The 17,238-nt window shown below is 69.5% G+C and carries 17 protein-coding genes; 7 read left to right on the top strand and 10 right to left on the bottom strand.

From position 1 onward, the window contains the following. Positions 1 to 47: 47 nt before the first annotated feature. Entirely contained in the window at positions 48 to 1,685 is a 1,638-nt protein-coding gene (pgi, locus tag ACLML9_RS12580; RefSeq protein WP_411945684.1) for a glucose-6-phosphate isomerase, read from the top strand. A gap of 3 nt (positions 1,686 to 1,688) precedes the next feature. On the opposite strand, the gene ACLML9_RS12575 is transcribed toward pgi, so the two are convergent. Further along, complete coding sequence (locus ACLML9_RS12575) at positions 1,689 to 3,191, bottom strand: hypothetical protein (RefSeq protein WP_411945683.1); 1,503 nt, start codon at positions 3,189 to 3,191, stop codon at positions 1,689 to 1,691. 128 nt (positions 3,192 to 3,319) lie between these two features. Between ACLML9_RS12575 and ACLML9_RS12570 the strand changes: the two genes are divergently transcribed. Next, complete coding sequence (locus ACLML9_RS12570) at positions 3,320 to 4,939, top strand: acyl-CoA dehydrogenase family protein (RefSeq protein ID WP_411945682.1); 1,620 nt, start codon at positions 3,320 to 3,322, stop codon at positions 4,937 to 4,939. 5 nt (positions 4,940 to 4,944) lie between these two features. Here ACLML9_RS12570 and ACLML9_RS12565 read toward each other — a convergent pair whose 3' ends face one another. The 7 genes from ACLML9_RS12565 to ACLML9_RS12535 form a co-directional block, all read right to left on the bottom strand. After that, positions 4,945 to 6,081, bottom strand: a complete 1,137-nt coding sequence (locus ACLML9_RS12565; protein ID WP_411945681.1) for a lipase family protein — start codon at positions 6,079 to 6,081, stop codon at positions 4,945 to 4,947. Between the two features lie 100 nt (positions 6,082 to 6,181). Beyond that, a complete protein-coding gene (locus ACLML9_RS12560) occupies positions 6,182 to 6,688 on the bottom strand; it encodes a hypothetical protein (protein ID WP_411945680.1) in 507 nt (168 codons plus the stop codon). Between the two features lie 108 nt (positions 6,689 to 6,796). Then, positions 6,797 to 7,594: a family 1 encapsulin nanocompartment shell protein gene (locus ACLML9_RS12555; protein WP_411945679.1), complete on the bottom strand. Its 798-nt coding sequence runs from the start codon at positions 7,592 to 7,594 to the stop codon at positions 6,797 to 6,799. Further along, positions 7,591 to 8,619 (bottom strand): Dyp-type peroxidase, encoded by a 1,029-nt coding sequence (locus tag ACLML9_RS12550; protein WP_411945678.1) that lies wholly within the window; start codon positions 8,617 to 8,619, stop codon positions 7,591 to 7,593. The genes ACLML9_RS12555 and ACLML9_RS12550 overlap by 4 nt, the downstream gene beginning before the upstream one ends. A gap of 50 nt (positions 8,620 to 8,669) precedes the next feature. Continuing rightward, positions 8,670 to 8,996, bottom strand: a complete 327-nt coding sequence (locus tag ACLML9_RS12545; protein ID WP_411945677.1) for a cupin domain-containing protein — start codon at positions 8,994 to 8,996, stop codon at positions 8,670 to 8,672. A 141-nt stretch (positions 8,997 to 9,137) separates the two neighbouring features. After that, complete coding sequence (locus ACLML9_RS12540; RefSeq protein ID WP_373863777.1) at positions 9,138 to 9,644, bottom strand: dihydrofolate reductase; 507 nt, start codon at positions 9,642 to 9,644, stop codon at positions 9,138 to 9,140. Next, entirely contained in the window at positions 9,641 to 10,480 is an 840-nt protein-coding gene (locus tag ACLML9_RS12535; protein WP_411945676.1) for a thymidylate synthase, read from the bottom strand. Before ACLML9_RS12535 ends, ACLML9_RS12540 begins: the two co-directional genes overlap by 4 nt. Positions 10,481 to 10,623: 143 nt before the next feature. Here ACLML9_RS12535 and cobF point away from each other — a divergent pair, with 143 nt between their 5' ends. Genes cobF through ACLML9_RS12515 form a run of 4 tightly spaced genes read left to right on the top strand, consistent with a single transcriptional unit; the run spans position 10,624 to position 14,866 of the window. Beyond that, positions 10,624 to 11,364 carry a precorrin-6A synthase (deacetylating) gene (cobF, locus tag ACLML9_RS12530; RefSeq protein ID WP_411945675.1) on the top strand — a complete coding sequence of 247 codons (741 nt, stop codon included), beginning with the start codon at positions 10,624 to 10,626 and terminating at the stop codon, positions 11,362 to 11,364. 36 nt (positions 11,365 to 11,400) lie between these two features. Beyond that, positions 11,401 to 11,646, top strand: a complete 246-nt coding sequence (locus ACLML9_RS12525; RefSeq protein WP_030522379.1) for a DUF2630 family protein — start codon at positions 11,401 to 11,403, stop codon at positions 11,644 to 11,646. Next, positions 11,646 to 13,139, top strand: a complete 1,494-nt coding sequence (locus ACLML9_RS12520) for a dihydrolipoyl dehydrogenase family protein (protein WP_411945674.1) — start codon at positions 11,646 to 11,648, stop codon at positions 13,137 to 13,139. Before ACLML9_RS12525 ends, ACLML9_RS12520 begins: the two co-directional genes overlap by 1 nt. Beyond that, positions 13,136 to 14,866 (top strand): carboxylesterase/lipase family protein, encoded by a 1,731-nt coding sequence (locus tag ACLML9_RS12515; RefSeq protein ID WP_411945673.1) that lies wholly within the window; start codon positions 13,136 to 13,138, stop codon positions 14,864 to 14,866. The genes ACLML9_RS12520 and ACLML9_RS12515 overlap by 4 nt, the downstream gene beginning before the upstream one ends. A gap of 88 nt (positions 14,867 to 14,954) precedes the next feature. On the opposite strand, the gene ACLML9_RS12510 is transcribed toward ACLML9_RS12515, so the two are convergent. Further along, positions 14,955 to 15,821, bottom strand: coding sequence for an Fpg/Nei family DNA glycosylase (locus ACLML9_RS12510; protein WP_411945672.1), 867 nt, complete (start codon positions 15,819 to 15,821; stop codon positions 14,955 to 14,957). Positions 15,822 to 15,830: 9 nt separating this feature from the next. Next, positions 15,831 to 16,367 carry a potassium channel family protein gene (locus ACLML9_RS12505; protein ID WP_411945671.1) on the bottom strand — a complete coding sequence of 179 codons (537 nt, stop codon included), beginning with the start codon at positions 16,365 to 16,367 and terminating at the stop codon, positions 15,831 to 15,833. 175 nt (positions 16,368 to 16,542) lie between these two features. Here ACLML9_RS12505 and ACLML9_RS12500 point away from each other — a divergent pair, with 175 nt between their 5' ends. Next, the gene (locus ACLML9_RS12500; protein ID WP_411945670.1) at positions 16,543 to 17,199 is read left to right on the top strand and encodes a maleylpyruvate isomerase N-terminal domain-containing protein; all 657 of its coding nucleotides are present in this window, start codon (positions 16,543 to 16,545) and stop codon (positions 17,197 to 17,199) included. Positions 17,200 to 17,238 lie beyond the last annotated feature (39 nt).

The following is a 17,238-nucleotide window of genomic DNA, read 5'->3' as shown; positions in this document are numbered from 1 at the left end:
CCGGCCGCGCCTGCGTCCGGGACCGGCGGGTTGTACGCTCGGCCAGTGTGAGCGTCGACATAACCGCATCGGCGGCATGGCAGAAATTGCGCGATCATCACACTGCGATCGCCGCCCTACAACTGAGGGACCTGTTCGCCGAAGATCCACCGCGCGGCCGCGATCTCACGCTGACCGCGGGTGAGCTGCGGATCGACTACAGCAAGCACCGCATCACCCGGGAAACCCTGCGATTGCTGGTGGAACTGGCCCGGGAAGCAGGTGTGGAGACGCAGCGCGACCGGATGCTGCGCGGCGAACACATCAACACGTCCGAGGACCGGGCGGTGGGGCATACCGCGTTGCGGTTGCCGAAGGGCAGTTCGCTCACCATCGACGGCGCGGACGCGGTCGCCGCGGTACACGAGGTACTCGACCGGATGGGCGCCTTCGCCGACTCGGTGCGTTCGGGCAACTGGCGCGGTGCGACCGGGGAGCGGATCCGCACGGTGGTGAACATCGGTATCGGCGGTTCGGATCTCGGCCCCGTGATGGTGCATCGGGCGCTGCGCCACTACGCGGACGCCGGTATCGGCGCCCGGTTCGTGTCCAATGTGGATCCCGCCGACCTGGTGGCCACACTCGCGGATCTGGATCCGGCGACCACCCTGTTCATCGTGGCCTCCAAAACCTTTTCGACCCTGGAGACCCTGACCAACGCCACCGCCGCCCGCCGCTGGCTGGTCGACGCCCTCGGCCCGGACGCCGTGGCGAAACATTTCGTCGCGGTGTCCACACACGCCGGGCGGGTCGCCGAGTTCGGTATCGACACCGACAATATGTTCGGCTTCTGGGATTGGGTCGGCGGCCGGTATTCGGTGGATTCGGCCATCGGGCTGTCGGTCATGGTGACGATCGGTCCCGCCCGGTTCGCCGAATTCCTCGCCGGTATGCACGATATGGACCGCCATTTCGCCACCGCGCCGCTGGCGGAGAACGCCCCGGCCCTGCTGGCGCTGCTCGGTGTGTGGTACGCGAACTTCTTCGGCGCGCAGTCGCGCGCGGTGCTGCCGTACTCCAACGATCTCGCCCGCTTTCCGGCCTATCTCCAGCAGCTCACGATGGAGTCGAACGGAAAATCGGTGCGCGCGGACGGTTCCCCGGTCACCACCACCACCGGTGAGATCTTCTGGGGCGAACCCGGCACCAACGGTCAGCATGCCTTCTATCAGCTCCTGCACCAGGGCACCCGGCTGATCCCCGCCGATTTCATCGGTTTCGCCCAGCCCACCGATGATCTGCCCACCCGCGACGGCACCGGCAGTATGCACGACATCCTGATGAGCAATCTGTTCGCGCAGACCAAGGTGCTGGCGTTCGGGAAGACCGCCGAGGAGATCGCCGCCGAGGGCACGCCGCCGGAACTGGTACCGCACAAGGTGATGCCCGGCAACCGGCCCAGCACCACGATCCTCGCGCCCCGGCTCACTCCCGCAGTGCTGGGCCAGCTGATCGCGCTGTATGAACACCAGGTGTTCGTGGCGGGTGTGATCTGGGGGATCGACAGTTTCGACCAGTGGGGTGTGGAACTGGGCAAGCAGCAGGCCTTGGCGCTGGCGCCCCTGCTCACGGACCCGGAAGAACCCGAACCGCAGGATGATTCGTCCACCGATGCGCTGATCCGGTGGTACCGCGCCAACCGCTGACCCTCACCACGGCCGGATCGTCAGGTTCACCCGCGCGGCGGTCGCGGTGACCAGCCGGTGCAGTGCGGCCGCATCGGCTATCCGTTCCGGGTGGAGACTCGCGACGGTCAGGATGTAGTCGTCCCGGAAACGGCACAGGTAGCCGGACAGCCGGGTGCGCGGCCGCCGCGCGTAGTCGAGGCCGGGATGAACGGCTCGGGTCGCGATACCGGTGCATTCGTGCGGCCCGAGGGTCGACAGCGCAGGCGGGATCGCGCCGATATTCGAGCAGAGGATGTCGCGTTCCCCCGCTCCCCGGGACAGCAGATGGGCCACCTTGTCGGGCACCAGGTAGAGGAACTCTTCCGGTAGTCCCCCGGGGCTGGTCATCCGACGCTCGTAGGCCGACCGGCTCTTCGCGCGGATATCGGCCGGACCGTCCCCCGGGGTCACCGCGATCTCGGTCACCGCCAGATCGTTGTCGATCCGGGGTTCGTCCCGGGTGTCCACAGGCAGGCTCGCCGCGATCTCGGCCCCGGGAAAGCCCGCGGTCCACAGGATGTTCGCGACGAACCAGATGAACAGACTGTTGGCTGTGCCCCCGTATCGCGCGGCGACCGCCTCCCAGTCCTCGGCCGGGCAGCGCAGGATGAGCGCCGTTTCGGGCAGTGCGGCAGACGTGGGTGTCTCGGCAGATCCGGATGGGTCGATCCGTTCCTCGATCGCCGGCGGCACCGGAAGTCCGGCAGGGTCGGGCGGGGCGGCTCGGGCCGCGGGGCCGCCGGATACGGATTGTGACTGCGACCAGGAAGAACCCGATGGTGCGATCGGGCGGCGCGGTGTAGCCGCGGTGTGCGGCGCGCGGTCCGCGCCCGTCGCGGTCCCGTCGCGTCCGGCAACCGGCTTCTCGTGCCCTGGCCCGCGCACACCGCGCGGTATCCGGGTCACGGCGGCACGCACACCACCGAGCCCGACCGTCGCCCAGATACGCGCCGCGTCGAACCAGTCCGAACCCGGGCCGTTCCCGGTGTCGTCGCCCGGCGCCGCCGCCGTCCGGGGGCACACAAGGTCCACCGCGCGGTCCGAGTCCATCGCCTCCAGCGCGCGTTCCACGGCGAGAATCAGCCCCCGGGCATCGGCGAGAACGTGAGAGCAGGTGAGAACCACGATCGTGCCCCCGTCGGTGAGTGGCGCCACCGACAGTCGCCAGCCCGGACCGTGTTCGGGATCCAGGTCGGCACCACACGCGTCGGCCCAGTCCGGGATCTCGGCGGGTGCGAGCGCCGCACGGTGCCGGTCGAGCGGATGAGCGCGATCATTGCGCTGCCACCGTGCCCGAGCGCCCGGGACCCGGGGGCGGACCACCCGGCGGGCCAGCGGCCCGGTACGCAGTGCCCCGTGCAAACGCGCGAGTATCTCGGGTTCCACCGCCCCGGCGGTGCGCCACAGGCCCTGGAGCGCGATCGGGGTGCCGAGCCCCTGGTGGGTGCGCAGGAAGATTTCGTCGACAACGCTCAATCGGCGCATTCGCACAGGCTATCGGGACGAGGCCGCACACGACCGGACCACGGCAGGGCCGCCCACCTGCCCACCGATACCGACCGGTCCCGATCCCCCGGCGGCCCACAGTGTGACATGGGACGCATAATCGATGGATGCTCACGCACGAGGTTCTCAACCAGGTCCCGCCCATCACACCGTTCGAGGTCTCGCGGGACCCGGCGTTGCTGGCCGGTCTGCACCGGGAGGGCGCCGGGTGGGCGGAGGCGGAAGTGCGCGAACTCGGCACGCTCGCCGGTACCGAGCGGGTTCAGGAGTGGGGCCGGCTCGCCAACGAGTATCCGCCCGTCCTGCACACCCACGACCGTTACGGCCACCGCGTCGACGAGGTGGAATTCCATCCGCACTGGCACGACCTGATGACGGTGGCGGTCGAACACGGGCTGCACGCCGCACCGTGGGCCGACGACCGGACCGGCGCCCATGTGGCGCGGGCCGCTAAGTTCTACGTCTGGGGCGCCGCCGACGCCGGGCATATGTGTCCCGTCTCGATGACCTACGCCGCGATTCCGGCGCTGCGGCACAATCCGGAGCTGGCGGCGCAGTACGAACCGCTGCTCACCGCCCGCGCCTACGACTTCGGGTTACGCGAACCGTCGACCAAGGCGGGGCTCATCGCCGGGATGTCCATGACGGAGAAGCAGGGCGGGTCCGATGTCCGGGCCAACACCACCACCGCGATCCCGCAACCCGACGGCACATATCGGCTCGTCGGCCACAAATGGTTCACCTCGGCGCCGATGTCGGATATGTTCCTCACCCTGGCCCAGGCGCCGGGCGGGCTGTCGTGTTTCCTGCTGCCGCGGGTGCTGCCCGACGGTTCGCGCAACCCGATCCGGCTGCAGCGGCTCAAGGACAAGCTGGGCAACAAATCGAACGCGTCCTCGGAGATCGAGTACGAGAACGCGATCGGCTGGCCGGTCGGCGCGGAGGGCGCCGGAGTGAAGACCATCATCGAAATGGTCAATATGACCCGTCTCGACTGTGTGATCGGTTCCGCGGTCGGGATGCGCACGGCAGCCGTACGCGCGGTGCATCATGCCCGCCATCGCAAGGCATTCGGTGCCGCGCTGGTCGACCAGCCCGCGATGCGCAATGTGCTGGCCGATCTGGTGCTCGAATCCGAGGCCGCCACCACGGTCATGCTGCGGCTGGCCGGGGCCACCGATCGCGCCGCGGCGGATCCCGGTGAAGCCGCGTTGCGCCGGATCGCGCTCGCGGTGACCAAGTACTGGGTGTGCAAACGCGCGGCCCCGCACGCCGCCGAGGCCCTGGAATGTTTCGGCGGAAACGGTTACGTCGAGGAATCCGGGATGCCGCGGCTGTACCGGGAAGCGCCGCTCATGTCGATCTGGGAGGGTTCGGGCAATGTGGCCGCGCTCGACGCCCTGCGCGCGATGGGCACCCGGCCCGAGACCGTGGAGGCGTACTTCGCCGAGGTGTCCCGGGCGCGCGGCGAGAATCCGCATCTGGATCATGCGATCGACCGGGTCGGCAAGGAACTGGCCGATCGCAGCGATATCGAGTACCGGGCGCGCCGGATCGTCGAGCTGATGGCACTGGTCCTGCAGGGCGCCCAGCTGGTCCGGCACGGCCACCGCGCGGTCGCGGACGCCTTCTGCGCGTCCAGGCTGGGTGCGGACCGGGGTGCCGCGTTCGGGACGCTGCCCACGGGCGTGGATACGACGGCGATCATCGAGCGGGCGTTCGTCTGAACGGGTCAGCCGGGCGGCAGCACCTTGTCGAGGAAGGTGAGAGTGCGGTCGAGGCCACCTCTCGCCGCCAGGTCCGCATGGCCGGCCTCGAGAAACTGGACCGCGTGCTCCGTGCCGTTCAGGCCGAACTGCCCGACCAGCGCGAGGGTCAGCGGTAACGGGACGATGGCGTCGTAGACGCCGTGTACGACCAGGATCGGATCCCGGTAGCCGCTGACCGGCACGCTCATATAGTCGCGCACCACCGGCGCGAAATCCGGATCGTTCAGGGGCCGCGATAACAGGGACCCGATCTCCGTGGTGTTCAGCATGGCCGAGGCCTGGGAATTGCAGTTGGTGCTGAGCCCGGCGATGAACCGCCGGCCCTGCTGAGTCAGGAAATCGCGGACCTCGGGGCCCAGCCGGGCACCGACCATACCGGCGAGCACCATGGGCGCGGACCGGCCCACGTACCCGGGGATCTCGGGCTGATCCGGGCGCGACCGCAGGAAGACGCTCTCCAGATTGCTGACCGGGGCCAGGGCGGCGGTACCGCGGAAGTCGAGCTCCGGGGCGTACTCGGGGGCGAGCCGGCCGGTGCCGAGCGCGGCATGCCCGCCCTGCGACCACCCGGCCACCGCCCAGCTCGGGGCCAGTCCGGGGTATGCGGAGCGGGCGGCGCGCACCGCGTCGATGGTGGCGGTGGCCTCACTCGTGGTGTGCAGATACGGATGTGGACCCGGCGAATTGGGACTCAGGCCGATGTAGTCCGGGGCGACGACGGCGTATCCGGCGTCGTTGAGGCGCGCCACGGACGGCCCGGTTTCCTTCTCGAGCTTGTCGTAACCGGTGAGACCGCATTCCTGCGCGAGCCCGGAGGTGCCATGGTCCCAGGCGACCACCCGCCGGCCCCCGTCCGGGGCCGGCCCCTCGGGGATGCGCACCACGGCGGCCGCGGGGACCAGTTCACCGCCGGGGCCGGTGGTGACGTATTCGATCCGCTGCACACCGTCGAGCCCGGCCCACGGGCGGGCGAGCGGTTCGGCCGCGAGCAGCCGGCCCGGGTACCAGGCCGCCTCGGCCCGCGCGACTCCCGGCAGTCCGGCACCCAGCGCCGCCACCAGTGTCAGGACTGCCGCGAAAACTCGGGCATAGCGGACCATTGCTCTGTGCTCCTCTGTCGTGCGGCGGATCATCGTCCATGGTGGCAGCGGTCCGGTAGCTGCGCCCGTAGGTACGACGCGCGTCGAGCACCGGCAGCACTCAGCGAGTCGGTGGGGCCATCTGCCAGTGCCGCTCCAGGGCGCCCGCGATATCGGGCAGTACGGTGATCGGAACTTTCTTGTGGCGCAACATATTGCGTATCTCGTTGACCTGTTCGCGCTTACGCAGATCGTAGGCTCCCGAGACCGGCCCGCGGACCGGCGGAATGGACAGCAGCACGAGTTCGCCGGGCAATTCCTCACCTCCGGTCAGATCCAGCGCGAGCGACCAGCGCGCGTCCTCGTCGAGGCCGAAACGCCCGGCCACCACGCGCTCCCAATCGATACTGGTCGCCGACCACGGTGTCCGCCGATGGATCGCCTGCTCGGTGAGGATCACCGTATCCCGGGTGAACAGCGCGAACAGCGCGGCGACGGCGAGTATCGCGCCGAGGACTATCCCGGTGAACACCCGGGCGGGCCCGAACAGCAGCACCGTGGGAACGGTCACCGCCACGACCACCGCGACTCCGGCAAGGCTGTAACCCAGCACCCGACCGGTGGGCACGACACCAGCGTGCACCCTCTGCATACCGACTCCGTTCACCCCGCGAACTGGCGCTGGCCACACCGTACCGGATGATCGCCGGTGGCTCCGACGACGCTGGTCACCCGCTCAGAACAGCGCGACGGCGGCCTCGGCCGAGTACACGTGGAAGGTCATGCTCTGCTGGAAGTAGAGCTGGACCGTTTCGGCGTCGTGGGCCAGATAGCCGATGGACAGATCCTGGCCCACGGTGAGATCGAAGTCGCCGCCGCGGGTGGTGAGCACGAACGCCCCGTCGATGGCCGGCGCCCAGATGATCTCCCCGTCGGGGACCAGGCGTTCCAGATGCGTGCGCAGCGGATGACCGTGGTTGGAGGTCTCGCTGACCTTCGTGTACAGGTCGGCGCTCAGCAGCACCGAATACGGTCCGTCGACACCGGCCAGCCGCAACTGGCTCACCGCCAGAGCGATCACCTCGGGCACCCCGAACACATCCTCGGGCAGCGCGATCGAGCGGTTCGACGAGGCGGCGCGGATACCGGTGATACCGGCCGCCGCGTAACCCTCGAAGACGGACCGATCCTCGGCGAAGGCGATAGTGCGGGCGGCGTCCTTCACCGGGTCCAGGTCGGTGTCCTGGGCACCGCGCTCGACATTGTCGAGTTCCTCGCGCGACAGGGTGAACGGCACCCGCAACTCGACCAGCGGCGCCACCACCCGCTGCCGCGCCTGGACACCGTCGTGCGGGGCGGCGACAGGTGTCGTATGACCGAGCCCGCGCGCCGAATAGTCCGTGCCGTGCGGACCGGACAGGTCGACCACGCGGCGGCCGGCATTGTGCCGTTTGAAGGTCCGGGTGGCCTCCTCTTCGATGACCGCCCAGGCCGCGTCGGTGATCGGCGCGAGTTCGCGATGCAGGTTGTTCATACGGTGCTGCTCCTTTTCAACGTGCCGATACCGAGAGAACCGCCGGCGACCGGCGGCGGGCCCGGATCCGCCGCGGCGGCTTCCTCCGGCGGGTCGGGCAGATCCTCGAAGAAATCCTGGGGCGGAACGAAGAAGAGGGTGCCGGTGACGGCGGTGGAGAAATCCAGGATCCGATCGTGGGTGGCCTCGTCGGTCCCGAGGAACATCCGCTCCAGCATGATCTCGGTGGTCCGGGGGGTTGCCGAATAGCCGACGAAATAGGTGCCGAACTCGCCGTCGCGGACACTGCCGAACGGCATATTCGCGCGCAGGATCTCCCGTTCGGTGCCGTCCGGTTCGATCACCTGGTTCACCGCGATATGCGAATCCGGGGGTTTCACCTCGTCGTCGAGTTCGAAATCCTCGAGTTTGGTGCGGCCGATCACCCGTTCCTGCTCCTGCACCGGCAGCGCCCGCCAGGCGGTCAGATCGTGCAGGTACTTCTGCACGATCACATAGCTGCCGCCGGTGAAGTCCGGATCGCCGGCGCCGATCAGCGCGGCCCGGCCGGCGGGCGTATCCGGCAGGCCGCCCTCCGGGTTCTCGGTGCCGTCGACGAAACCGAGCAGGTCACGCTGTTCGAAATAGCGGAAGCCGACCGTTTCGTCGACGATCGTGCCGATATCGGCCAACCGGTCACCGATCGCCATGGCCAGTTCGAAACAGGCATCGTGCACCTGGCCGCGGATGTGGAAGAGCAGATCGCCCGGCGTGGCGGGAGCCCGGTGCAGCGGCCCCTCGTACCCGGGGAACTCATGCAGTTCGGCCGGGCGGGGTCCGCCGAACAAGCGATCCCAGGCGGTGGAGCCGATCCCGGTGATACAACCCAGCCCGGCGCCCGGCAACCGGAATCCGATGGCCCGGCGCAGACCGGGCAGCTCGGCGAGCAGATCCCGGGCCGCCGCCTCACCGCCGGGGTCGATGGTGGCGACCAGGAAATACGCGGCCGGGGTGAGTGGTTCGAGAATCGGCTGCGGCTGCCCCATAGCCGATCACATTACCGGCGCGGGACCGCCAAACGCGCGACCCGGGCTACCTACTTGGCCACTGTCAGCAGAAAGGCCACATCATCGATGGCCTGCACACTGTGCCGGGCCTTCGGCACCACCAGCAGATCCCCGGCCGAACCCTTCCATTCGTTGTCCCCACTGTGCAGCGTGAGCGTGCCGGAGAGGACGAGCAAGGTGGCCTCACCATTGTTGTCGTGTTCGGCCAGGGCCTGGCCGGCGCACAACCCCACCACGGTCTGGCGTAGCGAATTCGCGTGACCGCCGTAGATGGTCTGCGAGCTGCGGCCACTGGTGACGGTCGCGGCCAGCTTGAGTTGCTGCCGGGCCACCGCCGTCAGCGATTTCTTGTCCATGGACAGCCTTTCGCCTCCGCATACCCACGACCGGGCTGTGATCGCGGGACGTACAGCCGAGTATGCCCGACCCGGCTCCACCGTTCCGGCGTTTTCCGAGGCTCGGGCCGGTATCGCCCGCCGGGGCGCGGGCAATGGCCTTCAGTCGCGGGTGAAACGCCTGATCCGGTAGCGCAGCCCACTCGAGGATTCGAGCCAGGTCGCCGGATCGGCCGACGACCACTCCGGCCCCAGGGCCGGGGCGTGCGCGTCACCGTCCACCTCGGTGTCGACCTCGGTGATCAGCAGTTCGCCGGCATACGGTAGCGCCAGCCGGTAGATCTCGCCGCCGCCGATCACCCATGTCGCCGCGGGCGCCGCGAGTGCCAGCGCGGCCTCGACCGACGCGGCCGCTTCCGCTCCGTCCGCGGACCACCCGGGCTGCCGGGTCACGACGATATTGCGCCGGCCCGGCAACGGCCGGAACCGGGCGGGCAGCGAATCCCAGGTGCGGCGGCCCATGATCACCGGATGACCGGCGGTCGTCTCCTTGAACCGAGCCATATCCTCGGGCACCCGCCACGGAATGGTGTTGTCCACCCCGATCACCCCGGCGGGGGTCTGCGCCCAGATCAGGCCGATCACGCGGGTGGATCCGGTCACGGTCACACCGCCACCGGCGCTTTGATCCCCGGGTGGTGCCGGTAGTCGTGGACCCGCACGTCCTCGTACCGGTAGTCGAACAGCGAGGCGGCGGGTTCGAGTTCGAGCACCGGAAACGGGTACGGCGCGCGGGCCAGCTGCTCGGTCACCTGGTCGTGGTGGTTGTCGTAGATATGGCAGTCACCGCCGGTCCAGATGAAATCACCGGGCACGAGCCCGGTCTGCTGGGCGACCATCACGGTGAGCAGCGCGTAGCTCGCGATATTGAACGGCACGCCGAGGAAGAGGTCGGCGCTGCGCTGGTACAGCTGGCAGGACAACCGGCCGTCGGCGACATAGAACTGGAACAGCGCATGGCACGGTGCCAGCGCCATCCGGTCCAGCTCGGCCACATTCCAGGCCGAGACGAGCATCCGCCGGGAATCGGGGTCGGTACGCAGCGTGTGCAACACCTGGGCGATCTGATCGATATGGCGGCCGTCGGGAGCCGGCCAGGACCGCCACTGCACCCCGTACACCGGACCGAGCTCGCCCTCGGCATCGGCCCATTCGTCCCAGATACCGACCCCGTGCTCCTGTAGCCATCGCACATTGGAGTCGCCGCGCAGGAACCACAGCAGTTCGTACACGATCGATTTGAGATGCACCTTCTTGGTGGTGATCAAGGGGAACCCGGCGGACAGGTCGTACCGCAGCTGATGTCCGAACACACTGCGGGTACCGGTTCCGGTGCGATCCGCCTTCGCGGTCCCCGTCTCCAGGACGAGCCGGAGCAGATCTTCGTACTGGGTGTCCGGAGCGTGTCGCGGGTCCGGGACCTGACTGTTCGCTGCGCTGACCACGGGCCGAGCTTACTTCGCGGCCGGTAGGCCGTGCCGCCGCCCCGGGGTACATCCCGCGTCGCGAGCGAGCGGCGAAGCCTCCGGGCGTTACGCCGCCGGCCACCCGGCGGCCCGCCCGGTCGCCGACCTGCCAAGCTGACCCCATGCGCACGCTGTATGTGATCGGTATCGGTGCCGGCGACCCCGACCAGGTGACGATGCAGGCGGTCAAGGCCCTCCGGGAGGTCGACGTCTACTTCGTGATCGGCAAGGGCGTCGAGAAACAGGAACTCGTGGCGGTGCGCACCGCGATCCTCGCCGAATACGCCGACCGCCCCTACCGGATCGTGGAGATCCCCGACCCGCCCCGCGACCGGGATCCCGCGGACTACCGGGGCACGGTGCTGGACTGGCACGAACGGCGTTCGCTGCTGCTGGAGGAGGCGTTCGCGGCGCACGAGGGAGTCGGCGCCATCCTGGTCTGGGGTGATCCCGCGCTCTACGACTCCACCCTGCGCATGGTGGAGCGGGTGCTGGCCCGGGGCGCGCTGGACTTCGACTACACCGTGATACCGGGGGTCACCAGTGTGCACGCCCTCGCGGCCCGGCACCGGACCGTGCTGCACCGGATCGGCGAACCGGTACACATCACCACCGGGCGCCGCTTGCGCGAGGAAGGACTGGGCGCCGGGTCGACAGTGGTCATGCTCGATGCCGACTGCGCGTTCACCACCGTCCCCGACGACACGTTCATCTGGTGGGGTGCCTATCTGGGGATGCCCGACGAAGCCCTGATCGCCGGCCGGGTCGGCGCGGTCGCCGGCGAAATCGTGCGGCAGCGGACGCGGTTGCGCGAACGCAAGGGCTGGATCATGGACATCTATCTGCTGCGCCCGGCCGAATGACCAGGTGATCGGCACCGGGGTCGTAGCATGGTCGGCATGACCGAACAGGACATACTCGGGCGGATCAAGGATCTCGTCGACCACGAGCACGACCTGCGGTCCCGGGCCTCGCGCGGGGAACTCGATCCCGATGTGGAGCGGCGGCGACTGGCCGAACTGGAGGTCATGCTGGATCAGTGCTGGGACCTGCTGCGGCAGCGGCGGGCCCGGATCGATCGCGACGAGCCACCGGACGAGGCCCAGCCACGATCGGCGGGACAGGTCGAGGGCTACCTACAGTAATGCCCGGCAGCGACAGCGACGCCACCGCGGACAGTGGGGTCGCCGAATACGATGTCATCGTCCTCGGCGGCGGGCCGGCCGGTGAGAACGCCGCCGCCTATGCCATCGCGGGCAGTGACCGCACCGCGGCGATCGTCGAACCGGAGAAGGTCGGTGGCGAATGCTCGTACTGGGCGTGTATCCCGAGTAAGGCGTTGCTGCGACCGGGCCACGTGCTGGGCGCCGCGCTGGGACTGCCCGGGATCGAGGCAGAAGGTCCCGATACCGCCGAAGTGCTGCGCCGGCGCGACGAATTCGTGCACGCCCACAACGGCGACCACGACGATACGAGTCAGGTCGAGTGGGCGGCCCAGCAAGGTATCGAGGTGATCCGCGGCGCCGGCCGGCTCGACGGGGAACGCCGGGTACGGGTCGGCGACCGGGTACTGCGCGCCCGCGCGGCAGTGGTGCTGGCCACCGGAACCCACGCGGCCGTCCCGGACGTCCCCGGCCTGCGCGAAGCCCTGCCCTGGACCTCTCGCGATGCCACCAACCTGCACGAGATCCCGAAACGAGTGATCGTGATCGGCGGCGGCGTGGTGGCCTGTGAGGCCACCACCTGGCTCTCGGCGCTCGGCGCGGAGGTGACCGTCCTGGTCCGCGGGGATCGGCTGCTCACGGGTGTGGAACCGTTCGCCGGGGAGTACGTCGCCTCCGCGCTCACCGCGCAGGGGGTGCAGATCAGGTTCGGGACCAGGCCGCTGCGGGTGACGCGCCCGGCGGCCGTCGACCACGGCGAGGGCCGGATCCACGGCGGCGCCGTCACGGTGCACGCCCAGGGCCCGGACGGGGAGACCACGCTCGTCGCCGACGAGATCGTGGTGGCGGCGGGGCGGGTGCCCAGCACCGACGGAATCGGCCTGGACACAGTGGGCCTGCCCGGCGGGTACGTCGAGGTCGACGATCAGCTGACGGTGTCCGGTGTACCCGGGGCCTGGCTGTACGCGGTCGGCGATATCAACCACCGCGCCGCACTCACCCATATGGGCAAGTACCAGGGCCGGGTGTGCGGGGACGTCATCGCCGCACGCGCCGTGGGCCGGTCGCTGACCGGCCCACGTTATCGGGCCGCCGCAGACCACCACGCGGTACCGCAGGTGGTGTTCACCGACCCCGAGGTCGCCGCCGTCGGGCTCACCGCCGACGCCGCCCGGAAAGCCGGCCACGAGATCCGCACCGTGGAACTGGATATCGCGGTCGCGGGTTCGGCGCTGGCCCGCGACGACTACACCGGCCGCGCCGCGCTGGTGATCGACAACACCACCGACACCGTGCTCGGTGCCACCTTCGTGGGCCCCGATGTCGGCGAACAGTTGCACGCCGCGACCATCGCGGTCGCCGGGCGCGTCCCACTCGACGCCCTGTGGCACGCGGTGCCCGCTTTTCCCGCGATCAGCGAATTCTGGTTACGACTGTTGGAGACCGATAGGTCGTCGTTACCATCGGGTAGATGAGCGCAACCGAACAGATCACGACCACGGACGGTGTGGTCCGCGGTCGCCGCGGCCGACGGGTGATGTACTGGCGGTCGCTGCCGTACGCCGCGCCACCCGTCGGTGACCTGCGGTTCCGTTCACCCCAGCCGGTGCAGCCGTGGACCGATGTACGCGACGCGACCTATTTCCGCGCCGCCGGTATCCAGCCGACCTTCGGGGTGCGGCTGGGCCCGCGCAAGCTGCAGGAGATGAGCGAGGATTCGCTGACACTGAATGTCGTGGCTCCCGCCACCGCCTCGGTGCGACCGCGTCCGGTGATGGTGTTCATCCACGGCGGCGGCTACCTCTTCGGCACTTCGGCGCTGCGCCTCTACTCCGGTGTCCAGCTGGCGGCCGACGGGGATGTGCTCATGGTGTCGATCAACTATCGGCTCGGCGCGTTCGGATACGCCGATTTCAGCGAGTTCTCCACACCGGACAGCCCCTACGACTCCAATCTCGGTCTGCGTGATCAGATCGCGGCCCTGCGCTGGGTTCGGGCCAATATCGCAGAATTCGGCGGTGACCCGGACAATGTGACGATCTTCGGCGAGTCCGCCGGCGCGCACGCCGTATTGAGCCTGCTGGCGACGCCCTCGGCGGAGGGCCTGTTCCACCGCGGTATCGCGCAGAGCCCCCCCGCGGACTGGGGGTTGACGGTCGCCGAATCGCGGGAGTTCGCCCGCCGCATCCTCGACCGGCTCGGCGTCGCCCCCGAGGACGCGAATCACGCACTGCGCGCCGCCGATCCGCACGATATCCGCCGCGCGTTCAACCGGGCGTCGAATGCGGCGATGGCGGAGTTCCCGGGATTCTTCCCGGCCGCGCCGGTAGCCGACGGCGAGTTGCTGCCGCGTACTCCGATCGACGCCTTCACCGAGGGCCACACCCACCGGGTTCCGCTGATCATCGGCACCTGCCGTAACGAGGGCGCCCTGTTCAACCGCTTCACCGATACGCTGCCCACCCGCCCGGAACGGCTCAAGAAGGCACTCTCGGCCGCCGGACCCGACCTCTACCCCCGGGTGTTCTCCACCTATCCGGGCTTCCCGGCCGAACAGGCCGCGATCCGCGCGGGCGGCGACTACTTCTTCTGGCGGCCCTCGGTGGCGGTGGCAGAGGGACACAGCCGTCACTCCCCCACCTACGCCTATCGCTACGATTTCGCGCCCCGGCTCCTCCAGCTCAACAAACTGGGCGCCACGCACGCGACCGATCTGCTGCCGACCTTCGGCACGGTCTACGAACCGTGGAGCCGGGCTCTCACCGCCGGTGGTAGCCGTCGCGGTCTGCTCGCGGTGACCCGCCAGGTCCAGAACAACTGGCTGCATTTCGCCCGCACCGGCGAACCGCTGCCGTCCTGGCCGCGCTACACCGAGCAGGAACGCAGCACGCTCATCATCGACGCGCCGGGCCGGGTGGACAACGACCCGGACAGCGCCCGGCGCAAGCTGTGGGCGGGTGTCCGCGCACCGCAGCTGGTTCCGGCCGGGGTCGGTGGGCCGGCTTTTCCGGCCGGCGACGCGGGAGCGGCCGCCGAGGCCGAGCCCGAAGGCGAGGGAACGTTGCTCGACACGGTCGCCGCGGCACACCCCATCGCCGCGACCGCCGCCGATGCGGCCGCGCAGGTGGTGGACGAAGTCGCCGACCGCGCGGACGATCCGGCACCGGAAGGTGCGGAACCCGATTCGAAACGGACCGGCTGACTCGACTGTCGCTCCGCGGCGACGCTTCCGTACGGGTCCGGGCACCGCCGCGCCGGGCGGCCGAGACCGGACCGGCGGACAGCACGGCCTATTTGAGCAGGCGTGACATCCGGCGATCGGCCAGAATCTTGCCACCGGTCTGACAGGTCGGGCAGTACTGGAACGACCGGTCGGTGAACGCGACCTCGCGGACCGTGTCACCGCACACCGGACAGGGCAGACCGGTGCGGGCATGCACCCGCATACCCGAACGCTTCTCACCCTTGAGCCGGGCGGCATCCTGCCCGACCGACCGCGCCACGGCATCCGCCAGCACCGTGCGCATCGCCGCGTACAGGTCGGCGACCTTCGCCGCGGGCAGCGTCTTCGCCGTGGCGAACGGCGAGATCTTGGCGGTGTGCAGGATCTCGTCGGAATAGGCGTTGCCGATTCCCGCGAGCACGGTCTGATCGACCAGCACATTCTTGATCCGCCCCGGCGCGGCGGCCAGCAGGTCGGCGAACTGCGGCTCGGTGACCGCGAGCGCGTCGGGCCCGAGCCGGGCGATTCCCGGAATCTGCGCCGGGTCGTTCACGATATAGACGGCGAGGCGCTTCTTGGTGCCCGCCTCGGTGAGGTCGAAGGCCGGGGTGGCGCCCTCGGGTGTGAAGAAGTGCACCCGCAACGCGAGCGGACCGCGACCCGGCTTGGGCGGGCTCACACTCGGGTTGTCGGTCCAGCGCAGCCAGCCCGCCCGGGACAGATGGGTGATCAGCCACAACCCCCCGCAGTCCATCCCGAGGAACTTCCCCCACCGCCCGGCGCCGGTCACATCCCGCCCCGACAGCGCCGTCACCGGCGGATCGAAGGTTTTGATCGCGCTCAGCGCCGCGATATCGATCCGCCCCACCACCGCGCCGACCGCGTGCTCCCGCAGGAACTGCGCCAGCGCCTCCACTTCCGGTAGTTCGGGCACGGCCTCAGGCTACCGGGGGCCGCCGACATCCGTGCGGTCCAAACGCCGGGTGATTCCGGTCGTGGTCACGGCCAGCAGCGTACCGATCACTACCAGGTCGAAGGCCATCTGCACCGTGGTCGCTACCCGGGCGGCCTGACCGACCGGGTGTACGTCACCGAAACCGACGGTGCCCAGCGTCGCGACGGTGTAATAGAGCGCGTCGTTGCGGGTGCGCAGCTCGGCGAACTGTCCGGGCCGGCGGAGCTCGAGGACGTAGTAGAACAGTGCGAAGAACACCACGACGAGAGTGATCAGGAAAAGCAACCCGTCGACGCGGCGGCCCGTATCGTCGCTCGCGGCCAGGAACTGGCCGATCCGGCGATAGGCCAGCCAGCACAGCCCTGCCACCCCGGCGATGAATGCCGCCAGCGTGACCACCCGCGTGGGCCAGAAGCCGGGAAGTTCCAGTCCGACCGGCACGAAGTAGTAGAACAGCAGCGCGGACAGCACCGTGCCCGCGTTCCGCCACAGATGCGCGCGGCCGGCGATACGTCGAGACCCCATGCGGTCATGATCTGCCCCCGGGGCCGACTCGACGGCCGGGCACGCCGGGCCGCGCACCGATTCCGCTCGCTCGGCTCCGTGGACGACCGGGCGGGACACGCCCGGGACCGCGTCCGGAATCGTCCCGGCCGGGAAACCGCTCGCGGCAGCGGGTCGGCGCTGCTAGCTTGCGGCGGTGGATCACTTCTCACGCTCGTGGACAGCGTTGCGCGCGGCGGTCGCCGGACTCGCGGACGCGGATTTCGGCCGGCCGTCGGGATGTACCGGCTGGCTCGTCCGGGATCTGGTCTGCCACCTGATCATCGATGCCCAGGATGTCCTGATCACCCTGGTGACCCCCACCGACAAGGAACCCACGCGCGACGCGGTGACCTACTGGGATATCGCCGAGACCCCACCGACCGGGGACGATCCACTCGACGCCCTGACCGTCCGGCTGGCCGCCGCCTACGGCGAGCCCCGCCTGCTCGAACTCCACTTCGACGATGTCGGCTCGGCCGCCGGCCGCGCCGCCGTACTCGCCGACCCGGACCAGCGGGTGAGTACCCGCGACGAGGTTCTCACCACCGGTGACTATCTGTCCGCCTACGTCCTGGAGTGGACGCTGCACCACCTCGACCTGGTCGCCCATCTCCCGCGGGCCGCACAACCACCCGAAGAGTGCCTCGCCCGCTCGCGGGAGCTGCTGGAGCGCATCACCGGAGCCGCATTCCCCGCGACGTTCTCCGACCGGGACGCCCTGTTGATCGGCACCGGACGCCGCGCCGCCACCGCCGAGGAAGAGACAGCCCTGGGCGAGCTGTCCGCGAGACTGCCGATGGTTCTCGGTTGAGCGAGACCGGCCGGAGACACCACCGAACCGCGACGCGGT

Origin of the sequence: Nocardia sp. NPDC002869, assembly GCF_046764065.1 — a bacterium.
Taxonomy (GTDB): domain Bacteria; phylum Actinomycetota; class Actinomycetes; order Mycobacteriales; family Mycobacteriaceae; genus Nocardia; species Nocardia rhamnosiphila.
Note: the sequence above shows the minus strand (reverse complement) of the source record. Positions and strands in the feature narration are given on the sequence as shown.

Bases quoted from the DNA above. Each gene is read 5' to 3' on its own strand.
- ACLML9_RS12575 (WP_411945683.1), bottom strand. From the start codon at position 3,191: ATGCGCCGATTGAGCGTTGTCGACGAAATCTTCCTGCGCACCCACCAG.
- ACLML9_RS12570 (WP_411945682.1), top strand. From the start codon at position 3,320: ATGCTCACGCACGAGGTTCTCAACCAGGTCCCGCCCATCACACCGTTC.
- ACLML9_RS12565 (WP_411945681.1), bottom strand. From the start codon at position 6,081: ATGGTCCGCTATGCCCGAGTTTTCGCGGCAGTCCTGACACTGGTGGCG.
- ACLML9_RS12555 (WP_411945679.1), bottom strand. From the start codon at position 7,594: ATGAACAACCTGCATCGCGAACTCGCGCCGATCACCGACGCGGCCTGG.
- ACLML9_RS12550 (WP_411945678.1), bottom strand. From the start codon at position 8,619: ATGGGGCAGCCGCAGCCGATTCTCGAACCACTCACCCCGGCCGCGTAT.
- ACLML9_RS12545 (WP_411945677.1), bottom strand. From the start codon at position 8,996: ATGGACAAGAAATCGCTGACGGCGGTGGCCCGGCAGCAACTCAAGCTG.
- cobF (WP_411945675.1), top strand. From the start codon at position 10,624: ATGCGCACGCTGTATGTGATCGGTATCGGTGCCGGCGACCCCGACCAG.
- ACLML9_RS12525 (WP_030522379.1), top strand. From the start codon at position 11,401: ATGACCGAACAGGACATACTCGGGCGGATCAAGGATCTCGTCGACCAC.
- ACLML9_RS12520 (WP_411945674.1), top strand. From the start codon at position 11,646: ATGCCCGGCAGCGACAGCGACGCCACCGCGGACAGTGGGGTCGCCGAA.
- ACLML9_RS12515 (WP_411945673.1), top strand. From the start codon at position 13,136: ATGAGCGCAACCGAACAGATCACGACCACGGACGGTGTGGTCCGCGGT.
- ACLML9_RS12505 (WP_411945671.1), bottom strand. From the start codon at position 16,367: ATGGGGTCTCGACGTATCGCCGGCCGCGCGCATCTGTGGCGGAACGCG.